The sequence below is a fragment of the Brachybacterium hainanense genome (genome assembly GCF_042434575.1).
GTDB lineage: Bacteria > Actinomycetota > Actinomycetes > Actinomycetales > Dermabacteraceae > Brachybacterium > Brachybacterium hainanense.
The window spans coordinates 20,091-38,008 of the sequence record NZ_JBHLSV010000017.1 but is presented as its reverse complement, the minus strand read 5'-3'; the positions used below and the strand labels follow the sequence as shown (position 1 = coordinate 38,008).

Here is a 17,918-nt window from a genome sequence, read left to right as displayed (position 1 = left end):
CCCCAGGAGCACATCATGATCCACCGTCCTCTCTCCGACCTCGCCGCACGCCGGGCCGGGATCGTCCGCGAGTACTTCCGGATGGTCGATGCCGGCGACCCCGCTCTGCTCGATCTGTACACCGAGGACGTGGAGCTGTTCTTCCCCAAGTTCGGATCCAGCCGCGGGAAGGAGGCGATGGCCGAGTTCGCCCGTCGGCTGTGGCTGGACCTCGGGAGCATCGGCCATGACATCGACGGCCTGGACATCATGGTCAGCGGCGACCGGATCATCGTCGAAGGACGGGAATGGGGGACGAGCGCGGACGGGACCCCATGGCCCGACGGCCGGGTCTCCACCGGACGGTTCTGCAACGTGTTCACCTTCCGGGGGATGTCGATCAGCGCCGTGCACATCTACGCGGACCCGGACATCATGAGCGAGCACGCGGGAAAGGTGCGCCAGCTGCACGAGGGCCTGCCCTCATGACGCGGCGCGGCAGACGGCGCCCGCGGGGTTCATCCGACCCGGGCGCACGGCCAGGGCGATCCCGCCGGCGAGCGCGATGGCGAGCACCGCCGGCACCAGGGCCCAGCCCGGGAGGTCGCCCGGACGGGTCCCGGCCGTGAGGAGCGCCCCGCCGAGGGCCGCGCCGACGGCGGAGCCGAGGTACATGGCCGCCATCTGGAGGGCGATGATCGGCATCGCCCGGTCGGATCGGTCCGCAGTGAGCGCCTGCTGGAGCGTGGGGACGACGGCCCATCCGGAGGCTCCCCACACGGCGGCGGCGAGCAGCCACACCGGAGGGGAGGCCGCGGCCCAGACGACGGCGAACGCCGCCGCGAGCAGGAGGGGCAGGACGGTCAGCAGCGGTGCGGGGCCCCAGCGGTCCAGCGGCCGGCCGATGAGCGCGGAGCCCGCGACCCCGCCGATGCCCCAGGCCCAGACGAGCGCGAAGCCCCAGGCGCCGAGCCCGCGGTCCTCCGCCATGGGCAGCAGGTAGGTGTACAGGCCCAGGCTGGCGACACCCAGGAGGAAGGCGGCCAGCACTCCGACGGCGGTGCGCCCGCTGCGCAGCGCCGCGAACGCCGAGCCGCCGCCTCCCGCATCGAGCAGGGGCAGGGTGCGGCCGCGGACGGCCACCGCGATCATGCTGACCAGGCCGATGACGACGACGAGCCCCATCGTCCAGCGCCATCCGGCGGCGTGTCCGATGAGCATGCCCAGCGGCACGCCGGCCACGGTCCCGGTCGACAGTCCGAAGGTCACGAGCGACATGGCCCGGCCGCGCTCGTGATCGGCCGCCATGGCGGCGGCGGTCGCGGTCGCGACAGCGGTCAGCACCCCGGCCCCGGCTCCGGCGAGGATGCGGGCGCCCAGGAAGATCTCGATCCCCGGCGCGAGCGTCGTGATCAGGTTGCCCAGGTTGAACAGGCCGAGGGCGAGGAGCAGGGCACGACCCGTGCCGCCGCGGCTCAGCCGCCCGGACAGGAACGGTCCGGAGATCGCGTACGCGGCGGTGAAGGCCGTGACGCCGAGCCCGATCATCGCGAGCGTCGTCGTGAGGGAAGCGGCGATCTGCGGGAGGACCCCCGCGAGGACGTAGGCGTCGATCCCCAGCGCGACCGCGGCGAGGACCAGGGGCCACAGCCGCCGGATCATGCGTCCTCCTCCGGGGCGTAGCCGGCGAGCACCGACCCCAGCAGACCGGGGAAGCGATGCTCGAGGTCGTCCTCGCGCAGCCGGATCATGCACTTGCGTCCCTCGGCGCGGACGAACACGATCCCGGACTCGCGCAGCAGGCTCGTGTGATGCGTGAGGGTCGATCGCGGCAGGTCCGGGCCGAGCTCCAGGCTGTCGAGCTCGCCGCGCTCCGCGAGCAGGCGCACCATGTCCAGGCGCAGCGGCTCGCTGAGGGCGAAGAGGACGCGGGGGATCGCGATCCGGTCCGCATCGGGGTGCTCGTAGGTCCGCGGGGTCACGGGGGCTCCTATCGTTCGAGAATAGTTGCACATTGACTGTGCGAACATTGTTGCACGAACGCTGCCGCTCCGGAGGCTGCCCCGCCCAGCAGGCCGCGAGAGCGCGTCATGCCTGGTCGGTGACGGCTTCCGGATCGCTCGTGGGGCGTCTGGTGCACACCGGTCGCAGACGACGCCGCACGCATCGGCGGGATCCGCCCCCGAGCCGGGACAGCACGAAGGCCCCGCCGCATCCGGCGAGGCCTTCGTCACGAGTCACTGTCTCACGGTTTCTCGAGTGGAGACTAGGGGGGTCGAACCCCTGACCTGAAGCTTGCAAAGCTACCGCTCTACCAACTGAGCTAAGTCCCCGTATTGAGTTGTGCCCCGGAGGGCGATCCTCACTTCTGCGAGGCGGACTGCGCATCCTGCTGGGCGGAGATCGCCTCGGCTTCGCTCCAGAGGTCGTTCTCGAGGCGATCCGCCTCGATCTTCCGCCAGACGAGGAGGCCGGCCGCCGTGGCACCGAGCAGGAATGCGGTGGTCTTGACGAGCTTCTTCACGGATCCTCCCAACCTCGAAGTGGGCCTAACTGGACTTGAACCAGTGACCTCTGTCTTATCAGGACAGCGCTCTAACCGACTGAGCTATAGGCCCGAGGGGCGTGCGATCCGCGGGAACCGCGAACCTCTGCCGACGCACAACTGTACAGCGATCCCCGTCCCGGGCCAAACCCAGGGGGCGCACTGTCCCGCAGGTCACAGCCCGTCGTCGTCGCGCCAGTGCTCCTGCCAGCGCCAGTCGATCGGCTCGGAGGCCCGCTGGTACCGGATGTCGGTGGACAGGCGCATGACCCCGCCGGCATCGACGTTGTCGAGCGCGGCATGGATGATGTGCGCCGAGTGCACGACGACGTCGCCGGCCGCGTAGTCCGTCACGAGCCAGCGCGCGTCGTGCTCCTCGGCGAGGCCGGGCAGATCCGCGGTGATCGAGGCGGCGGGCCGCCGCAGCCGCCCCTCGGCCTCCTCCCGCATCACGCGGCGATGGCTGCCCTCGAGGTAGGTGAGACCGCCTCGGCTCCTCGGGCAGTCCCCCAGCGGGATCCAGATCGACAGCACCCGATCCGTGCCCTCGCGCAGGTAGACGAGGTCGTAGTGCGCCTGGGTCGCGGTGCCGATGCCGGTCTGTCCGGGGCGCGTGTGCCGGATGATCCGTCGCCGGTGCAGATGCACCTCATCCGCCAGCAGCCAGGCGAACCAGCCGCGGATCCGGGGGTGGGTGCACAGACGCTCGTACTCGGGCGAGGGGACGATCTCGTCGAACAGCCGACGTCGCAGCAGGGCCCGGTCGATCTCTCCGCCGCCGGCGACGCCCGGCTCGCCCTCCGCCGGGATGCTCGGCTCCGCCACGACCCCGGTGCCGCGCAGGCGCGCGAAGTAGAAGCGACGGAAGTCCTGCACGACCTGCGGCTCGAGGTGGCCGGGCAGGAACAGGTAGCCGTCCCGCCGCAGCCGTCGCCACAGCGCGCCCCGGTCGCCGCGCTCCGCATCCGGCACGGGGTCGAGGGCGCCCAGCCGATGCGGCCGATCATCGAGGGTGTAGCCGTTGGAGGTCAGCGCGGCCGAGGGAGCGTCGAGAGACATGCCCCCAGCCTCCCGGCCGTGCTCCGGTCCGACCAAGGACTTGTCGCTCGCGGATACCAGGATTATTCTTCCCCACATGCCTGACGAGGACCGCAGGTCATGGGCTCACTATCCTCCGCTCTCGCACTCTCTCCGGGACGCGGCGCTGTGCTGCCGCGGTGCCGGCGAGCAGTCCGGCCCCCTTCCCGAGGTGCGGGGACGGCGTCTCTCGCAGCATGCGCTGGTCCTCGTCACGGCTGGATCCGGCACCCTGCGCATCGGGCCTGCGACGGCGCCCCCGCAGCCGATCCGCGAGCCCTCCTGGTTCTGGCTCGATCCCGGCACCGTGCACTCCTACGGTCCCGATCCCGGCGGATGGTCCGAGCACTGGGTGCTCTTCGAGGGGATCTCGACGCGCGCGTACCGACCTCACGCCCCGGGCTCGGGGGCGGACGGCTGCGAGGTCCGTCCCCTCGAACCCGGGCCCGGCATCGCGCGCATCGGGACGATCTTCTCCGAGCTGCGCGCCGCGACCGCCAGGCCAGGGCCGCGCGCGCAGCTGCATGCCGCGAGCCTGGTTCACCGGCTGCTCGGCGAGCTCATCGGCCTGGGCGGCCCGGAGCCGGAGGAGACGAGCCTGGCCGATCTCCTGGTGCGCACCGCCGCGGAGGACATCACGATCCCGCAGCGCGCGCGTCGGGCCGGGGTGCGCGAGGCGGAGCTGCGCGCCGAGGTGCGCTCGAGCACAGGCCTGACCCCGCACGAGCTCGTGCTCACCACCCGCCTCGCGCAGGCGCAGTCCCTGCTGGCCGGAACGGACCTGCCGATAGCCCGCGTCGCGGAGCAGACCGGCTTCGCGGACCCCTCCTACTTCACCCGTCTCTTCTCCCAGCGCATCGGCCTGGCCCCGCGGGACTTCCGCGCCCAGCAGCGCCGCGGCACGCACGCCCGGTGACGCGCACGGGCCCCGTGGAGCGATTCCACGGGGCCCGTGACGGACGGCGTCGAGCTCAGTCGTCCGTGAAGGTCATGGTCAGTCCGCCCAGCAGGGCCGCGACGATGTTGTACAGGAACGCGAGGAGCGTCCCCAGCGCGGTGATGATGACGACGTTGACCGCCGCGATCACGGTGCCGTAGCTGACGAACTTGGAGAAGGTGAAGAACTCCATGAACGGCAGCGGGTCCCCGCCGGTGAGGTCGCGTCCCAGCGAGTCGATCGACGCCCAGATGCCCATCGTGTTCACGATGTTCCACAGCAGCACGATCGCGACGACGGTCGCGATGCCGATCGCGATCGCGATGAGGAAGCTCAGCTTCATCACCGAGAACGGGTCGATGCTCGCCAGGGTCAGACGCACCCGCCGCACGGTGCGGCCGGCGTCGTCGTCCTCGGCCGGCTTCACCTTCGGGCTGCGGCTGGACCCCTTGGAGGCGTCGCCCTTCCCCTGGACGGGCAGCGTGTGGTCGGCCTGCGCCTCATCGGGGCTCGCCGGCGCCTCCGGCTGCTGCGTCTGCTGGTCATTGCTCGCCACGGGTCACTCCTCGGGATCGTCGTCGCCTGCGGGCAGGGCGTCGGACTCGTCCGAGCCTAGAGCATCCGCCTGGCCGTCCGGCACGGCCTCCACGGCCGCGTCGGCACTCGCCCCCCGCGCGGCCTCATCGCCCTCCTCGCCGGCCGCGTCCACGTCCTCCTCCGACTCGGCGGAGGTCGTCACCAGCATGATGTGGTCGCCCTTGTCGGGCTTGGCGAAGATGACGCCCATGGTCGTGCGGCCCTTCACGGGGACCTCCGACACCTTCGAGCGGACGACCTTGCCCTTCTCCATGACCACGAGCAGCTCGTCGGACTCGGCGACGACGGCCGCACCGACCAGATGACCGCGGTCGTCGGGCAGCTTCGCGACCCGGATGCCCAGGCCGCCGCGGCCCTGCACGCGGTACTCGTCGATGTCGGAGCGCTTGGCGTAGCCTCCGTCGGTCACCGTGACCACGAAGGTGTCGGGTCGGATCACGTCCAGGGCGAGCAGCTCGTCCTCGCCCCGGAACTTCATGCCGGTGACGCCGCTGGTGGCGCGGCCCATCGGCCGCAGGACCGCGTCCTCGGCCGGGAAGCGGACGGACTGGCCGCCGCGGGAGACGAGCAGCAGGTGATCGTCGCTGTTCACGACGCGCGCCCCCACGACCTCGTCGGTGCCGACCCCGTCCGGGCCCTCCACCTCGCGCAGGTTGATCGCGATGATGCCGCCCTGGCGGTTGGAGTCGAAGGCGGTCAGCGCCGTCTTCTTCACGAGCCCGGAGCGGGTCGCGAGGACGAGGTACTCGGCGTCCTCGTAGGACGAGATCGCGAGCACGGAGGCGATGCCCTCGTCGGGCTGGAAGGCCATGAGGTTCGCGACGTGCTGGCCCTTCGCGTCGCGCGGCGCCTCGGGAAGCTCGTATCCCTTGGCCCGGTAGACGCGGCCCTGGGTGGTGAAGAACAGCAGCCACTGATGCGTCGTCGTGGTGAAGAAGTGCTCGACCACGTCGTCGGCGCGCAGGCTCGCCCCGCGCACACCCTTGCCGCCGCGCTTCTGAGCACGGTACTGGTCGGTGCGGGTGCGCTTGACGTACCCGCCCTTGGTGATGGTGACGACCACGTCCTCCTCGGGGATGAGGTCCTCCATCGACATGTCGCCGTCGAAGGGGAGGATCGTGGTGCGGCGCTCGTCGCCGTACCGCTCGACGATCTCGCCGAGCTCCTCGGAGACGATCTGCCGCTGCCGCTCCGGGGAGGCGAGGATCGCCTGGTACTCCTCGATCAGGGCCTGGAGCCGGTCGTGCTCCTCGATGATCTTCTGCCGCTCGAGGGCCGCCAGGCGCCGCAGCTGCATGGCGAGGATGGCGCCCGCCTGGACCTCGTCGATCTCCAGCAGCTCCATGAGGCCGGTGCGGGCCTGGTCGGCGTCCGGGGAGCGGCGGATCAGCGCGATGACCTCGTCGAGCGCGTCGAGCGCCTTGAGGTACCCGCGGTAGATGTGGATCTGCTCCTCCGCCTTGCGCAGCCGGAAGCGGGTCCGTCGCACGATGACGTCCACCTGGTGCCGGGTCCACTCGCGGATGAACGAGTCGATCGACAGGGTGCGCGGCACCCCGCCGGCGAGGGCGAGCATGTTGGCGGAGAAGTTCTCCTGCAGCTGGGTGTGCTTGAACAGGTTGTTCAGCACGACCTTGGCGACCGCATCGCGCTTGAGGGTGAGCACGAGGCGCTGGCCCGTCTTGCCGGAGGTCTCGTCGTTGATGTCCGCGATCCCCTGCAGCTTGCCGAGCTTCACGAGCTCCGCGATCTTGCGGGCCAGGGTGTCGGGGTTGACCTGGTACGGAAGCTCGGTGACGACGAGCGCCATGCGTCCGCCGATCTCCTCGGTGGAGACGACGGCGCGCTGGGTGATGGAGCCGCGCCCGGTGCGGTACGCCTCCTCGATGCCCTTGGTCCCCACGATCGTGGCGCCCGAGGGGAAGTCCGGGCCCTTGATGCGCGCCAGGCACGCCTCCAGCAGCTCCTCCTTCGTGGCCTCGTAGTTGGTCAGCAGCCACTGGACCGCGTCCGCCACCTCGCGCAGGTTGTGCGGGGGGATGTTCGTGGCCATGCCGACGGCGATGCCGGCGGAACCGTTGACCAGCAGGTTCGGGAAGCGAGCCGGGAGCACGACGGGCTCGGCGATGGTGCCGTCGTAGTTGTCCTGCATGTCGACCGTGTCCTGGTCGATGTCGCGGACGAGCTCCATCGCGAGCGGCGCCATCTTGCACTCGGTGTACCGAGGGGCGGCCGCGCCGTCGTCGCCGGCGGAGCCGAAGTTGCCCTGTCCCAGGATCAGCGGGTAGCGCATCGACCAGGGCTGCACGAGGCGGACCATGGCGTCGTAGATCGCGGAGTCGCCATGGGGGTGGTAGTTGCCCATGACGTCGCCGACGACCTTCGCGCACTTGGAGAAGGAGCGCTCGGGGCGGTAGCCGCCGTCGTACATGGCGTAGATGATGCGGCGGTGGACGGGCTTCATGCCGTCGCGGACGTCGGGCAGGGCGCGGCCCACGATCACGCTCATCGCGTAGTCGAGGTACGACTTCTGCATCTCCTGGTTGAGATCGACCTGGGTGATGTGGTCGCCTTCGCCCGGGGCGAGGGGATCGACCAGGGTCTGCTCGGCGCTGATCGCCGCGGAGCCGTTCAGCTCGGGGTCCTGCGGGGTGCTGGGGGTGTCGCTCATGGCGCCGCCTTCCGGGATGTGGGGCGTGGTGGCCGATGGATCAGATGTCGAGGAAGCGGACGTCCTTGGCGTTCTCCTGGATGAAGCGGCGCCGGGCCTCGACGTCGTCGCCCATCAGCACGGAGAAGATCGCGTCGGCATCGGCCGCCTCGTCGACGGTCACCTGCTTCAGCGTGCGGGTGCCGCGGTCCATCGTGGTGGTCTGCAGCTCGCGCCAGTCCATCTCGCCCAGGCCCTTGTAGCGCTGGATGCCGTTGTCCTTGGGGATCCGCTTGCCGCTCGCGCGGCCGGCGGTGAGGTGCGCGTCGCGCTCCTCGTCGCTGAACACGTACTCGTGCGGGGCGTTGGACCACTTCAGCCGGTACAGCGGCGGCATGGCGATGAAGACGTGGCCCAGCTCGATGAGGGGACGCATGTAGCGGAACAGCAGGGTCAGCAGCAGGGTGCAGATGTGCTGGCCGTCGACGTCCGCGTCCGCCATCAGGATGATCTTGTGGTAGCGCAGCTTCGCGGCGTCGAAGTCGTCGCCGATCCCGGTGCCGAAGGCGGTGATCAGCGAGCGGACCTCCTGGTTGTCCAGGGCCCGGTCCAGCCGCGCCTTCTCGACGTTGAGGATCTTGCCGCGGATCGGGAGGATCGCCTGGGTGCGGGGGTCGCGCCCGGAGACGGCGGAGCCGCCGGCGCTGTCGCCCTCGACGATGAAGATCTCCGACTCCGCGGGGTTGCGCGAGGAGCAGTCGCGCAGCTTGCCGGGCATGCCGCCGCTCTCGAGCGGGGACTTGCGGCGGGTCGCGTCGCGGGCCTTGCGCGCGGCCTCGCGGGCGAGAGCGGCCGATTGCGCCTTGCGGATGATGTCTCGGGCCTCGTTCGGGTGGGACTCGAACCAGGCGCCGAGCTCCTCCGTCATCACCTTGGAGACGAAGGTGCGCGCGATGGTGTTGCCGAGCTTGGTCTTGGTCTGCCCCTCGAACTGGGGCTCGCCAAGCTTCACGGAGACCACGGCGGTCAGGCCCTCGCGGATGTCCTCGCCGGTGAGGTTCGCCTCCTTCTCCTTCAGGACCCCGTTGGCGCGTCCGTAGCGGTTGACGATGCCGGTCAGCGCGGAGCGGAAGCCCTCCTCGTGGGTGCCGCCCTCATGCGTGTTGATCGTGTTGGCGTAGGTGTGCACGGACTCGGAGTAGGCGCCCGTCCACTGCATCGCGATCTCGACGGAGATCATGGAGGAGGTGTCCTCGGACTCGAAGCCGATGATCTCGGGGTGGATGACCTCGGCCCGCTTGGCCTTGTTGAGGAACTCGACGTAGTCGGCGAGGCCGCGCTCGTAGCGGTAGGAGACCGTCTTCGGACCCACGGGCTCGGCGGCCTTCTCCGCGGCGAGCTCGACGTCGAGGGCCTCGTCCTCCTCGACCTCGGGCGCGCGCTCGTCGGTGAGGCTGATGCGCAGGCCCTTGTTGAGGAAGGCCATCTGCTGGAAGCGCTTGCGGAGGATCTCGAAGTCGTAGACGGTCGACTCGAAGATCTCCGGGTCCGCCCAGAAGGTGATGGTGGTGCCGGTGCGGTCGGTCTCCTCGCCCTGGGCCAGAGGTGCCTCGGGCACGCCGCGCAGGTAGGCCTGTCGCCACACGTGGCCGTCGCGGCCGATCTCGACCTCCATGCGCGTGGACAGGGCGTTGACCACGGAGGAGCCCACGCCGTGCAGGCCACCGGAGACCGCGTAGCCGCCGCCGCCGAACTTGCCGCCCGCGTGCAGCACGGTGAGCACCAGCTCGACCGCGGGCTTGTTCTCGGTGGGGTGCATGGCCACGGGGATGCCGCGGGCATGGTCGACCACGCGCACGCCGCCGTCCTCGAGCAGGCTCACCTCGATCGAGTCGCCGTAGCCGGCCATCGCCTCGTCCACGGAGTTGTCGACGATCTCCTGGACCATGTGGTGCAGGCCCCGCTCCCCGGTGGAGCCGATGTACATGCCGGGCCTCTTGCGCACCGCCTCGAGGCCCTCGAGGACGGTGATGTCCGATGCCTCGTAATGCTCGGGGGAATGGGCGGCTGACTGGGATGCGCTCTCGCTCACGGAAGAATCCGCTCCTCGGGGGTCCGACGTCCCCGTGCGGAATGCCGCAGGGGGTGGTCCGCACCTGCCGAGCGCACAGGTCGCGCCCGCGCGGGCGAGCGAACCGGGGCCGCTCGAGGACGGTGACCGAACCTGGTCCAGGATACCGGAAACCGATCCCGATTACACCTTCCCGCGCCGCCGTTCTGGACCCTCTGCGCCGCGTCAGATGCCCCTGGGAGCCTCGGGAGGGCCGCTGCGAGCGATTCGGGGAGCGGGACACGAGGGCGGGTACGCCCGTGGGGCCGCGAGCGCGCCTGCGCGCCGCTGGCGCGTCCGCCTCAGGCCCCGCGGCGAGGCTCCGCGACAGGGTCCGGATCACGCCGCGCGGGGCCCTCGGCCGGGGAGCGTCGGTGCTAGCGTGCGGGGGTGACCGCACCGGATCCCCGCACCCACGCCACGACGATTCCTCCAGCATCCTCTCCGGGACCGGGGGCCCGCGGCGTCGGCTTCGACCGCGAGGCGTACATCGCCCTGCAGTCCCGGCACATCCAGGAGCGCCGCGAGCAGATCGGCGGCAAGCTCTACCTCGAGATGGGCGGGAAGCTCTTCGACGACCACCACGCCTCGCGGGTGCTGCCCGGGTTCCGGCCCGATGACAAGATCGCCATGCTCGAACGGCTGCGGGACGAGCTGGAGATCCTCGTGTGCCTGAACGCGAAGGACCTCGAGCGCCAGAAGGTGCGCGCGGACCTCGGCATCACCTACGAGGACGAGGTGCTGCGCCTGGTCGACGTGTTCCGCGAGCGGGGCTTCCTGGTCCAGAACATCGCGCTCACCCAGCTGGAGCCCTCCAACCAGGTCGCCCTCGCCTTCGTCGAGCGCCTGCAGAAGCTGGGCCTGACCGTCTCGCGCCACAGCGTGATCCCCGGGTACCCGCAGGACGTGGACCTCATCGTCTCCGAGCAGGGGCTGGGAGCGAACGAGCACGCGCCCACGCAGCGCGACCTCATCGTGGTCACCGCTCCCGGACCGGGCTCCGGCAAGCTCGCCACCTGTCTCTCGCAGATCTACCACGACCATGCCCGCGGCATCCCCGCCGGGTACGCGAAGTTCGAGACCTTCCCGATCTGGGACCTGCCGCTCGAGCATCCGGTGAACCTCGCCTACGAGGCCGCGACCGCGGACCTGGACGACATCAACCTCATCGATCCGTTCCATCTGGCCGCCTACGGGGAGCGGGCCACCAGCTACAACCGCGACGTGGAGGTCTTCCCGCTGCTGCGCACGCTGCTGGAGCGGCTCACGGGCGATTCCCCCTACGCCTCGCCCACCGACATGGGCGTGAACATGGCCGGACGCTGCGTGGTCGACGATGCGGCGTGCCAGGACGCCGCCCGACAGGAGATCATCCGCCGCTACTACCGAGCCGCGGTCGACGAGCGGATCCACGACCAGGACGACGTCGTCTCCCAGAGGGTCGCCCTGGTCATGAGCAAGGCGGGCTGCCGCGTCGAGGACCGCGCCGTGGTCGCGCCCGCCCTCGCCGTCGAGGAGACGACCGGCGAGCCCGGCTCGGCGCTGCAGCTGGCCGACGGCACCATCATCACCGGCAAGACCTCGCCGCTGCTGGGCTGCTCGGCCGCGATGCTGCTGAACGCGCTCAAGCACCTCGCAGGCATCGACCACACGGCGCATCTGCTCTCGCCCAGCGCGATCGAGCCGATCCAGACCCTGAAGACCGAGCATCTGGGCTCGCGCAATCCGCGCCTGCACACCGACGAGGTGCTCATCGCGCTGTCGGCATCGGCCGCCGCGGACGAGCGGGCGCGGCGGGCGCTGGAGGAGCTGCGCAGCCTCGCCGGCTGCGACGCGCACACCACGACCATCCTCGGCACCGTGGACGAGCACATCTTCCGCAGCCTCGGGATCTCGGTGACCTCCGAGCCGCGCTACCAGCGTTCGGCGCTCTACCACAAGCGCTGAGCAGCGCGCGGGTCGAGGACATGGGCGGGACGAGCCGGGAAGCACCGTCCCGGGCTCGTCCCGCTCACATCGTCTGCTCTGCCGGGAAGGCCGGGCCCGGGCGGTGTCAGGGCAGGTCGGCGAGCGTCCGCGCGGTCATGATCGCGGCCGAGGCCGCCTCGTGGCCCTTGTCCTCCCGGGAGCCCGGAAGACCCGCGCGGTCGAGGGCCTGCTGGTCGTCGTCGCACGTCAGCAGTCCGAATCCGACGGGGACCCCGTGGCGGGCAGCGACGCGGGAGAGGCCGTCCGTCGCCGCCCGGCACACGTACTCGAAGTGCGGGGTGCCGCCGCGGATCACGACGCCGAGGGCGATCACCGCGTCATGCGAGGCGGCCAGGCGATCCGCGATCACCGGCAGCTCGAAGGAGCCGGGGGCGCGCACCAGCAGGGGCCGGTCGACGCCGGCCTCCGCACAGGCGCGCAGGGATCCGGCGATCAGGCCGTCCATCACCTCCTCGTGCCAGGAGGAGGCGACGATCGCGACACGCAGGGCAGGCGCATCGGTCGCGGGGGCGAGGTCCAGGTGGGGGCTTCCGTGTCCGCTCATGCGGTCTCTCCGTTCGTGAGGGGCGCGGCCGGCAGGTCGACCAGCCGGTGCCCCATCCGATCGCGCTTGGTGGTGAGGTAGGCGAGGTTCTGCGCCGTGGGATGCAGGTCGAGGTCCACGCGGCCGGCGACGTCGACGCCGCCCGCCCGCAGCGCCGCGACCTTCTCGGGGTTGTGGGTGAGCAGGTCGATCCGGCCGACGCCCAGATGCGCGAGGATCCGGGGGACGACCGCGAAGGAGCGGGCATCGACCGGCAGGCCCAGGTCCAGGTTCGCCTGGACCGTGTCGCGGCCCCGCTCCTGCAGCGCATAGGCGCGCAGCTTGTCGAGCAGGCCGATGCCGCGGCCCTCGTGCCCGCGCAGCAGGATCAGCACCCCGCGCTCCGCCTCCGCGATGCGGGCCAGGGACTCCTGCAGCTGGGGCCCGCAGTCGCAGCGGAAGGAGCCGAGCACGTCGCCGGTCACGCATTCGGAGTGGACGCGGGTGAGGACGGGCTCCGCGCCGGTGACGTCGCCGCGGACGAGGACCAGGTGCTCATCGGCGCCCTCGCGCACCGCGATCGCCCGGAACTGCCCGTGCGGGGTGGGCAGGCGGACGGGAGCGGTCGTCTCGAGCGGCGGCTCCTGCCCGCCGCACGAGCGTCGGTGGGCGACGAGGTCCTCGATGGAGACCATCGGCAGGGAGTGCTCGTCGGCGAAGGCGCGCAGGGCGGGCGCCCGCATCATCGTGCCGTCGTCGTGGCACAGCTCGACGAGCGCGCCGGCGAGGGGTCGGGCGGCCAGGCGCATCAGGTCGAGCGCCGCCTCGGTGTGCCCGCGCCGCTCGAGGACGCCGCCGGGCCGCGGCCGCAGGGGGAACACGTGGCCGGGCCGGCTGAGGTCCCGGGCCCCGGCCGCGGGGTCGGCGAGGACCTGCAGGGTGCAGGCGCGGTCGGCGGCGCTCACGCCCGTGCTCACGCCCTCGCGGGCGTCGACGGTGATCGTGTACGCGGTGCGCAGGGGATCCTCGGGGTCCGGCACCATGGCCGGCAGCGCGAGCTCGTCGAGCCGATGCCCGGGCAGGGACACGCAGATGATGCCGGTCGAGTGCCGCACCGCGAAGGCGATCAGCTCCGGGGTCGCATCGGCCGCGGAGAAGATGATGTCGCCCTCGTTCTCGCGGTCCGCGTCGTCGACGACGACCACGGGGCGGCCCGCAGCCACGGCGGCGACCGCCGCCTCGACCGGGTCGAGCGGGACGGGAGCATCGGGCCCGGTCATCGGGGAAGCCCCGGCAGCAGGCGCTCGACGTGCTTGGCGAGGATGTCGACCTCCACGTTCACCCCGGACCCGGCGGTGCGCAGGCCCAGGGTCGTGCGCGCGAGGGTCTCGGGGAGCAGGCCGATGGTGATCTCGTCCCCATCGAGCGCGGCGACCGTGAGGCTCACCCCGTCCACCGCGATCGAGCCGCGGTCCACGACGTAGCGGCCGGTCCCGGCGGGGAGGGTCACGCGCAGGAGGTGCCCTCCCTCGCCGTCGCCGCGGGAGAGCACGGTGCCGACCCCGTCGACATGGCCCTGCACGATGTGCCCGCCCAGGCGGTCGTCGGCCCGCAGGGAGCGCTCGAGGTTGACGCGGTCGCCGGGGGCGAGGGTCCCGAGGGTCGTGGCGGCGAGGGTGGTCGCGATGACGTCCGCGGTCCAGACCTCGCCGTCGTGCCCGGCCACGGTGAGGCAGCAGCCGTTCACGGCGATCGAGTCGCCCAGGTGCACGTCCGCCAGGACGTGGGGGGCGCGGATCCGCAGGCGCGCGCTCGGGGCGGCGCCGGGCTCGGCCCCCGCGCCGGGGACGGGCTGGGTCGCCGGGCGGTCGACGGCGACGACGGTGCCCAGCTCTTCGATGATTCCGGTGAACATCCGGTCCTTCTTCCTGGTCGGGATTCGGTGGTGAGGGGAGGGCGGGGCAGCTCAGCGCGGCGGGGACCCGGCGCCCGGCAGCGGGCGGAACCGCAGCTGGGCGTCGGACTGCCCGCCGGGGCTGCGGAGCATCGCGACGCCCTCGAGCTCGAGCTCGAGCGCCTCGTCGATGCCGGTGATGCCCAGGTCCGCGACGGTTGCGGGGCCGGCGCCCAGGAGCTTGGGGGCGAGGTGGAGGATCAGCTCGTCCACGAGTCCCTCCCGCAGGAAGGCGGCGAGCAGGGTCGGTCCGCCCTCGAGCAGCACATGGCGCAGGCCGTGGTCGAAGAGCTCGGCGAGCGCGGCCCGCGGGTCCCGGGTGGCGAGCACCCTCGCGGGCCCGGCGCCGCGGATCTCCGGGAGCGGCGGGACGGGCCGGAGCCCCATGACGGCCCGGACCGGCTGGCGCGCGGCGAGGCGCCCGTCCTGGTCGCGGGCGGTGAGGCTCGGGGAGTCGACGAGCGCGGTCCCGGTGCCGACGATCACCACGTCGGCCTCCTCGCGCAGGCGGTGGACCTCGGCGCGGGCGGCGGGACCGGTGATCCACCGGCTGCTGCCGTCCGCGGCGGCGGCCCGGCCGTCGAGGGTCGCGGCGACCTTGGCGGTGACCAGCGGCCGTCCCGCCCGCAGGCCGTGCTCCCAGGCGCGGTTCAGCTCCGCGGCGCGGCCGGCCAGGTCTGGGGGGACGTCGAGGCCGACGTCGATCCCGGCGTCCCGCAGGCGTGCGGCGCCGCCCGCGGCGACGGGGTTGGGGTCGCGGCGGGCGATCACCACCCGGGCGATGCCCGCGGCGATCAGGGCCTGGGTGCAGGGACCGGTGCGTCCGGTGTGGGTGCAGGGTTCGAGGGTGACCACGGCGGTCGCGCCGGTGACGTCGCGGCCGGTCCGGGCGGCGCGGGCGAGGGCATCGGCCTCGGCGTGCGGGGTGCCGGCGCCGCGGTGGAGTCCCTCGGCGAGGATGCGGCCGCCCGCGTCCAGCAGCACGCAGCCGACCCGGGGATTCGGGCCGAGCGGCACTGTGGGATCCGCGGCGATGTCCAGGGCGCGCGCGAGGGCGGCGCTCTCCTGCAGGTCCTGCATCCCGGTCCTCCTCCGGTCCGCGCTCGCGGGCGCAGGCAGGAAGGGTTCGCAGATGCACGTCCGTGGGGTCGGCTCATGCGGCGGCGCCCGGACGGCGCGCGGCATGAGCCGTCCCGCAGGACGTGCTCGCGTGCTCTTCCCATCCGGACTCTCACCGTCGGTCCAGGAGTTCCACCTGGTCAGCCGATGCCTCACGAGGAGGCATCGGGTCGCGGACTGTCACCGCCGGCTCGGAATTTCACCGACCCCAGTGCACGCGAGCTTCTCAGCTCGTCGGCGCCACCGTAGCACCGCGGCCCGTCCCGTGTCCGCCGACGATGTCCCCGCGTGACGCACGGGACGCCGGCGGCGGATCAGCCGTAGGTGTCCCGCGGCCCGCGCCAGGTGACGGTGCGCCGGCCCTTCTTCCAGGAGCGGGCGGCGGGACCGGTCACCTTCAGCTCGGTGATGACGTGGGCGCCGATGTGGTCCTCGATGGTCGTGATGAGCTGGGAGGAGATCATCCGCAGCTGCGTCGCCCAGGCGGAGGAGTCGGCGCTCACGACGAGGGTCCCCTCGTCCAGGGACACGGGACGGCAGTGCTGGGACACCTGCTCTCCCACGATGTCGTCCCATTCCTCCAGGACGCGCCCCGCGTTCATGCCCTCGTTCCAGCCGAGGTCCCCGAGCACGCGGCGCAGCACCCGCTCGATGCCCTGGGGGTCGCGGGCATCGGGCCGGGCCCCGGAATAGCCGGGCGCCCGCGTGGATCGGTCGCGGAGGTCGCGGGCCTGGGTGGCCCGGGAGATCGGGAACAGGCCCCGGTCCCGGGCTGCCGCGCGGGAGCGGTTCACGGTACGGCGGGCGAGCTCGAAGGGATCATCGACTCGGGGGAGCTCCGGCGGGTCCACGGGGTCCGGATCGTGATCGGCGTCTTCCTCCGGCTCGGGACGGCGGGGCTCATGCGCATGCGGGTCGATCCGGTGCGGCGCCTCCCGCTCCCGCACGGGGGGCGCGGCCTGCGCGGCGAGCTGCTCCCATCGGCGCGGGGCGGCGTGCTCGCGGCGGACCGGCGCGGGGCGGGGAGCCGGATCGGGCGCCGCAGGGACCTGCTCCGAGGGCCGCTGCGGATCCTCGGCGGCACGGGTCCAGGTCGAGAGGTCGTAGGGGTCCGGGGCGCGCCCGCGGCCGGTCACCACCCCGAGCTCCCGATGCTCCCGGCGCCGATGCCTCCGCTCCCGCCCTCGCGCGGGACGGCGCTGCCGCGGCTCACGTCGACCAGCCGGATCCCTCCGCTGAGGGAGGCCGGGATGTCGGAGTCGTTCGCCGTGGTGATGAGGACCTGTCCGGCGCCGGTGACGATCCGGCCCAGGCGCTCGCGGCGGTGGACGTCGAGCTCGCTGAACACGTCGTCGAGGATCAGGATCGGCTCGCCGTCGCCCAGGTCGCCCTCCTCGAGGCGGAGCAGGTCGTAGGAGCCCAGCCGCAGCGCGAGGGCCAGGGACCAGGACTCCCCATGGCTCGCGTAGCCCTTCGCCGGGAAGTCGTGCAGACGGATCTCGAGGTCGTCGCGATGCGGTCCCACGAGCGAGACCCCGCGCTCGACCTCCTCGTCGCGGCGGTCCTGCGCGAGACGGAGGATCCCGTCGTGGATCTCCTGCAGGCCGGGCAGCTCCCCGGGGCCGGCGCCGATCGCCTCGAGAGCAGCGGAGGTGTAGGCGATGTCCGCGGGCGAGGTGACCTGGCCCCGGTCCTGCGGAGGCAGGTCGAGGGCGGTGTCGGCCCCTTCCTCCGTGGCCACCCGCAGGTAGGAGTAGCCCATGTGCGGGCGCAGCCGGTTCACCAGGTGCAGGCGCGCCCGGGTCAGCTCTGCGCCGAGACGGGCGAGCTGCGCGGTGAACACCTCGAGGGTGGTCTCCGCGGCGTCTGCGGGATCGAGCCCGCCGACGGGCCGTCCCGCGCCGCCGCGCCGCATCTGGCGCATCTGCTTGAGCAGGCCGGAGCGCTGCTTGAGGACCCGGTCGTAGTCGGCCTTCACGCCGGCGAAGCGGGGGGCGATCTCGAACAGCAGCTCGTCCAGGAATCGTCTCCGCCCGTCCGGGTCGGCCTTGACCAGGCCCAGGTCCTCGGGCGCGAACAGGACCGCGCGCACCTCGCCCAGGAGGTCCCGCAGGCGCGGCAGGTTCTGTCCCTGTCGCCGGGCCCGGTTGGCCCGGCCCGGGGTGATCTGCAGGTCGATCTGCAGCTCGCGTCCGGCGCGGAGGAAGCTCGCGCGGACGATCGCGGTCTGGCTGCCCCGATGCACGAGCGCGGCGTCATGGGGGACGCGGTGGCTCGACAGGGTCGCGAGGTACCAGAGGGATTCGACGATGTTCGTCTTGCCCTGTCCGTTGGGGCCGACGAACACGGTGATCCCCGGCTCGAAGGCGAGCTCGAGTCGCGGGTAGGAGCGGAAGTCGGTGAGCTCGAGGGCGGTCAGCTGCACGCAGGACCTCGCC

16 protein-coding genes, 2 tRNA genes and 1 riboswitch are annotated in these 17,918 nt (G+C 72.2%); of the genes, 3 read left to right on the top strand and 15 right to left on the bottom strand.

Going from position 1 to position 17,918, the window contains the following annotated elements; all coding sequences use genetic code 11:
• Positions 1-15 precede the first annotated feature (15 nt).
• Positions 16-468 carry a nuclear transport factor 2 family protein gene (locus ACFFF6_RS13510; protein ID WP_376981572.1) on the top strand — a complete coding sequence of 151 codons (453 nt, stop codon included), beginning with the start codon at positions 16-18 and terminating at the stop codon, positions 466-468.
• Here the strand turns inward: ACFFF6_RS13510 and ACFFF6_RS13505 are convergent.
• The 6 genes from ACFFF6_RS13505 to ACFFF6_RS13480 all read right to left on the bottom strand — a co-directional run bounded on the left by ACFFF6_RS13505 (position 463) and on the right by ACFFF6_RS13480 (position 3,583).
• Positions 463-1,641, bottom strand: a complete 1,179-nt coding sequence (locus ACFFF6_RS13505) for an MFS transporter (RefSeq protein WP_376981570.1) — start codon at positions 1,639-1,641, stop codon at positions 463-465. The genes ACFFF6_RS13510 and ACFFF6_RS13505 overlap by 6 nt on opposite strands.
• Positions 1,638-1,961: an ArsR/SmtB family transcription factor gene (locus ACFFF6_RS13500; RefSeq protein WP_376981568.1), complete on the bottom strand. Its 324-nt coding sequence runs from the start codon at positions 1,959-1,961 to the stop codon at positions 1,638-1,640. The genes ACFFF6_RS13505 and ACFFF6_RS13500 overlap by 4 nt, the downstream gene beginning before the upstream one ends.
• A 278-nt stretch (positions 1,962-2,239) precedes the next feature.
• Positions 2,240-2,312 (bottom strand) — tRNA-Ala (locus ACFFF6_RS13495).
• Positions 2,313-2,341: 29 nt separating this feature from the next.
• Complete coding sequence (locus ACFFF6_RS13490) at positions 2,342-2,503, bottom strand: DLW-39 family protein (protein WP_376981566.1); 162 nt, start codon at positions 2,501-2,503, stop codon at positions 2,342-2,344.
• 20 nt (positions 2,504-2,523) lie between these two features.
• A tRNA-Ile gene (locus ACFFF6_RS13485) sits at positions 2,524-2,597 on the bottom strand.
• Between the two features lie 101 nt (positions 2,598-2,698).
• The gene (locus tag ACFFF6_RS13480; protein WP_376981564.1) at positions 2,699-3,583 is read right to left on the bottom strand and encodes a phytanoyl-CoA dioxygenase family protein; all 885 of its coding nucleotides are present in this window, start codon (positions 3,581-3,583) and stop codon (positions 2,699-2,701) included.
• 76 nt (positions 3,584-3,659) lie between these two features.
• Between ACFFF6_RS13480 and ACFFF6_RS13475 the strand changes: the two genes are divergently transcribed.
• Positions 3,660-4,517, top strand: a complete 858-nt coding sequence (locus ACFFF6_RS13475; protein WP_376981561.1) for an AraC family transcriptional regulator — start codon at positions 3,660-3,662, stop codon at positions 4,515-4,517.
• 55 nt (positions 4,518-4,572) lie between these two features.
• Here ACFFF6_RS13475 and ACFFF6_RS13470 read toward each other — a convergent pair whose 3' ends face one another.
• From ACFFF6_RS13470 to gyrB, 3 genes are read right to left on the bottom strand one after another with little or no spacing between them, the layout of a single operon-like run.
• Complete coding sequence (locus ACFFF6_RS13470) at positions 4,573-5,094, bottom strand: DUF3566 domain-containing protein (RefSeq protein ID WP_376981559.1); 522 nt, start codon at positions 5,092-5,094, stop codon at positions 4,573-4,575.
• A gap of 3 nt (positions 5,095-5,097) precedes the next feature.
• Positions 5,098-7,806 carry a DNA gyrase subunit A gene (gene gyrA, locus ACFFF6_RS13465; RefSeq protein WP_446680631.1) on the bottom strand — a complete coding sequence of 903 codons (2,709 nt, stop codon included), beginning with the start codon at positions 7,804-7,806 and terminating at the stop codon, positions 5,098-5,100.
• A 40-nt stretch (positions 7,807-7,846) separates the two neighbouring features.
• Positions 7,847-9,877, bottom strand: a complete 2,031-nt coding sequence (gene gyrB, locus ACFFF6_RS13460) for a DNA topoisomerase (ATP-hydrolyzing) subunit B (RefSeq protein ID WP_376981557.1) — start codon at positions 9,875-9,877, stop codon at positions 7,847-7,849.
• A gap of 408 nt (positions 9,878-10,285) precedes the next feature.
• Between gyrB and ACFFF6_RS13455 the strand changes: the two genes are divergently transcribed.
• Positions 10,286-11,842, top strand: coding sequence for a DUF1846 domain-containing protein (locus ACFFF6_RS13455; protein ID WP_376981554.1), 1,557 nt, complete (start codon positions 10,286-10,288; stop codon positions 11,840-11,842).
• Between the two features lie 106 nt (positions 11,843-11,948).
• Here ACFFF6_RS13455 and ribH read toward each other — a convergent pair whose 3' ends face one another.
• The 6 genes from ribH to recF form a co-directional block, all read right to left on the bottom strand.
• Positions 11,949-12,428, bottom strand: coding sequence for a 6,7-dimethyl-8-ribityllumazine synthase (ribH, locus tag ACFFF6_RS13450; RefSeq protein WP_376981553.1), 480 nt, complete (start codon positions 12,426-12,428; stop codon positions 11,949-11,951).
• Entirely contained in the window at positions 12,425-13,687 is a 1,263-nt protein-coding gene (ribA, locus tag ACFFF6_RS13445; RefSeq protein WP_376981551.1) for a GTP cyclohydrolase II, read from the bottom strand. The genes ribH and ribA overlap by 4 nt, the downstream gene beginning before the upstream one ends.
• Positions 13,684-14,322: a riboflavin synthase gene (locus tag ACFFF6_RS13440; RefSeq protein ID WP_376981549.1), complete on the bottom strand. Its 639-nt coding sequence runs from the start codon at positions 14,320-14,322 to the stop codon at positions 13,684-13,686. The genes ribA and ACFFF6_RS13440 overlap by 4 nt, the downstream gene beginning before the upstream one ends.
• A gap of 51 nt (positions 14,323-14,373) precedes the next feature.
• On the bottom strand, positions 14,374-15,441 hold the full coding sequence (gene ribD, locus ACFFF6_RS13435) for a bifunctional diaminohydroxyphosphoribosylaminopyrimidine deaminase/5-amino-6-(5-phosphoribosylamino)uracil reductase RibD (RefSeq protein ID WP_376981547.1): 1,068 nt from the start codon (positions 15,439-15,441) through the stop codon (positions 14,374-14,376).
• Positions 15,442-15,567: 126 nt separating this feature from the next.
• Positions 15,568-15,701: riboswitch (FMN riboswitch) on the bottom strand.
• A gap of 93 nt (positions 15,702-15,794) precedes the next feature.
• Positions 15,795-16,619 carry a DciA family protein gene (locus ACFFF6_RS13430; protein WP_376981545.1) on the bottom strand — a complete coding sequence of 275 codons (825 nt, stop codon included), beginning with the start codon at positions 16,617-16,619 and terminating at the stop codon, positions 15,795-15,797.
• Positions 16,613-17,905, bottom strand: a complete 1,293-nt coding sequence (gene recF, locus ACFFF6_RS13425; RefSeq protein WP_376981543.1) for a DNA replication/repair protein RecF — start codon at positions 17,903-17,905, stop codon at positions 16,613-16,615. The genes ACFFF6_RS13430 and recF overlap by 7 nt, the downstream gene beginning before the upstream one ends.
• Between the last annotated feature and the right edge of the window lie 13 nt (positions 17,906-17,918).

Coding starts and splice junctions, on each gene's coding strand:
- ribH (WP_376981553.1), bottom strand. CDS start 12,428: ATGAGCGGACACGGAAGCCCCCACCTGGACCTCGCCCCCGCGACCGAT.
- ACFFF6_RS13510 (WP_376981572.1), top strand. CDS start 16: ATGATCCACCGTCCTCTCTCCGACCTCGCCGCACGCCGGGCCGGGATC.
- ACFFF6_RS13440 (WP_376981549.1), bottom strand. CDS start 14,322: ATGTTCACCGGAATCATCGAAGAGCTGGGCACCGTCGTCGCCGTCGAC.
- ACFFF6_RS13505 (WP_376981570.1), bottom strand. CDS start 1,641: ATGATCCGGCGGCTGTGGCCCCTGGTCCTCGCCGCGGTCGCGCTGGGG.
- ribD (WP_376981547.1), bottom strand. CDS start 15,441: ATGCAGGACCTGCAGGAGAGCGCCGCCCTCGCGCGCGCCCTGGACATC.
- ACFFF6_RS13480 (WP_376981564.1), bottom strand. CDS start 3,583: ATGTCTCTCGACGCTCCCTCGGCCGCGCTGACCTCCAACGGCTACACC.
- ACFFF6_RS13475 (WP_376981561.1), top strand. CDS start 3,660: ATGCCTGACGAGGACCGCAGGTCATGGGCTCACTATCCTCCGCTCTCG.
- ribA (WP_376981551.1), bottom strand. CDS start 13,687: ATGACCGGGCCCGATGCTCCCGTCCCGCTCGACCCGGTCGAGGCGGCG.
- gyrA (WP_446680631.1), bottom strand. CDS start 7,806: ATGAGCGACACCCCCAGCACCCCGCAGGACCCCGAGCTGAACGGCTCC.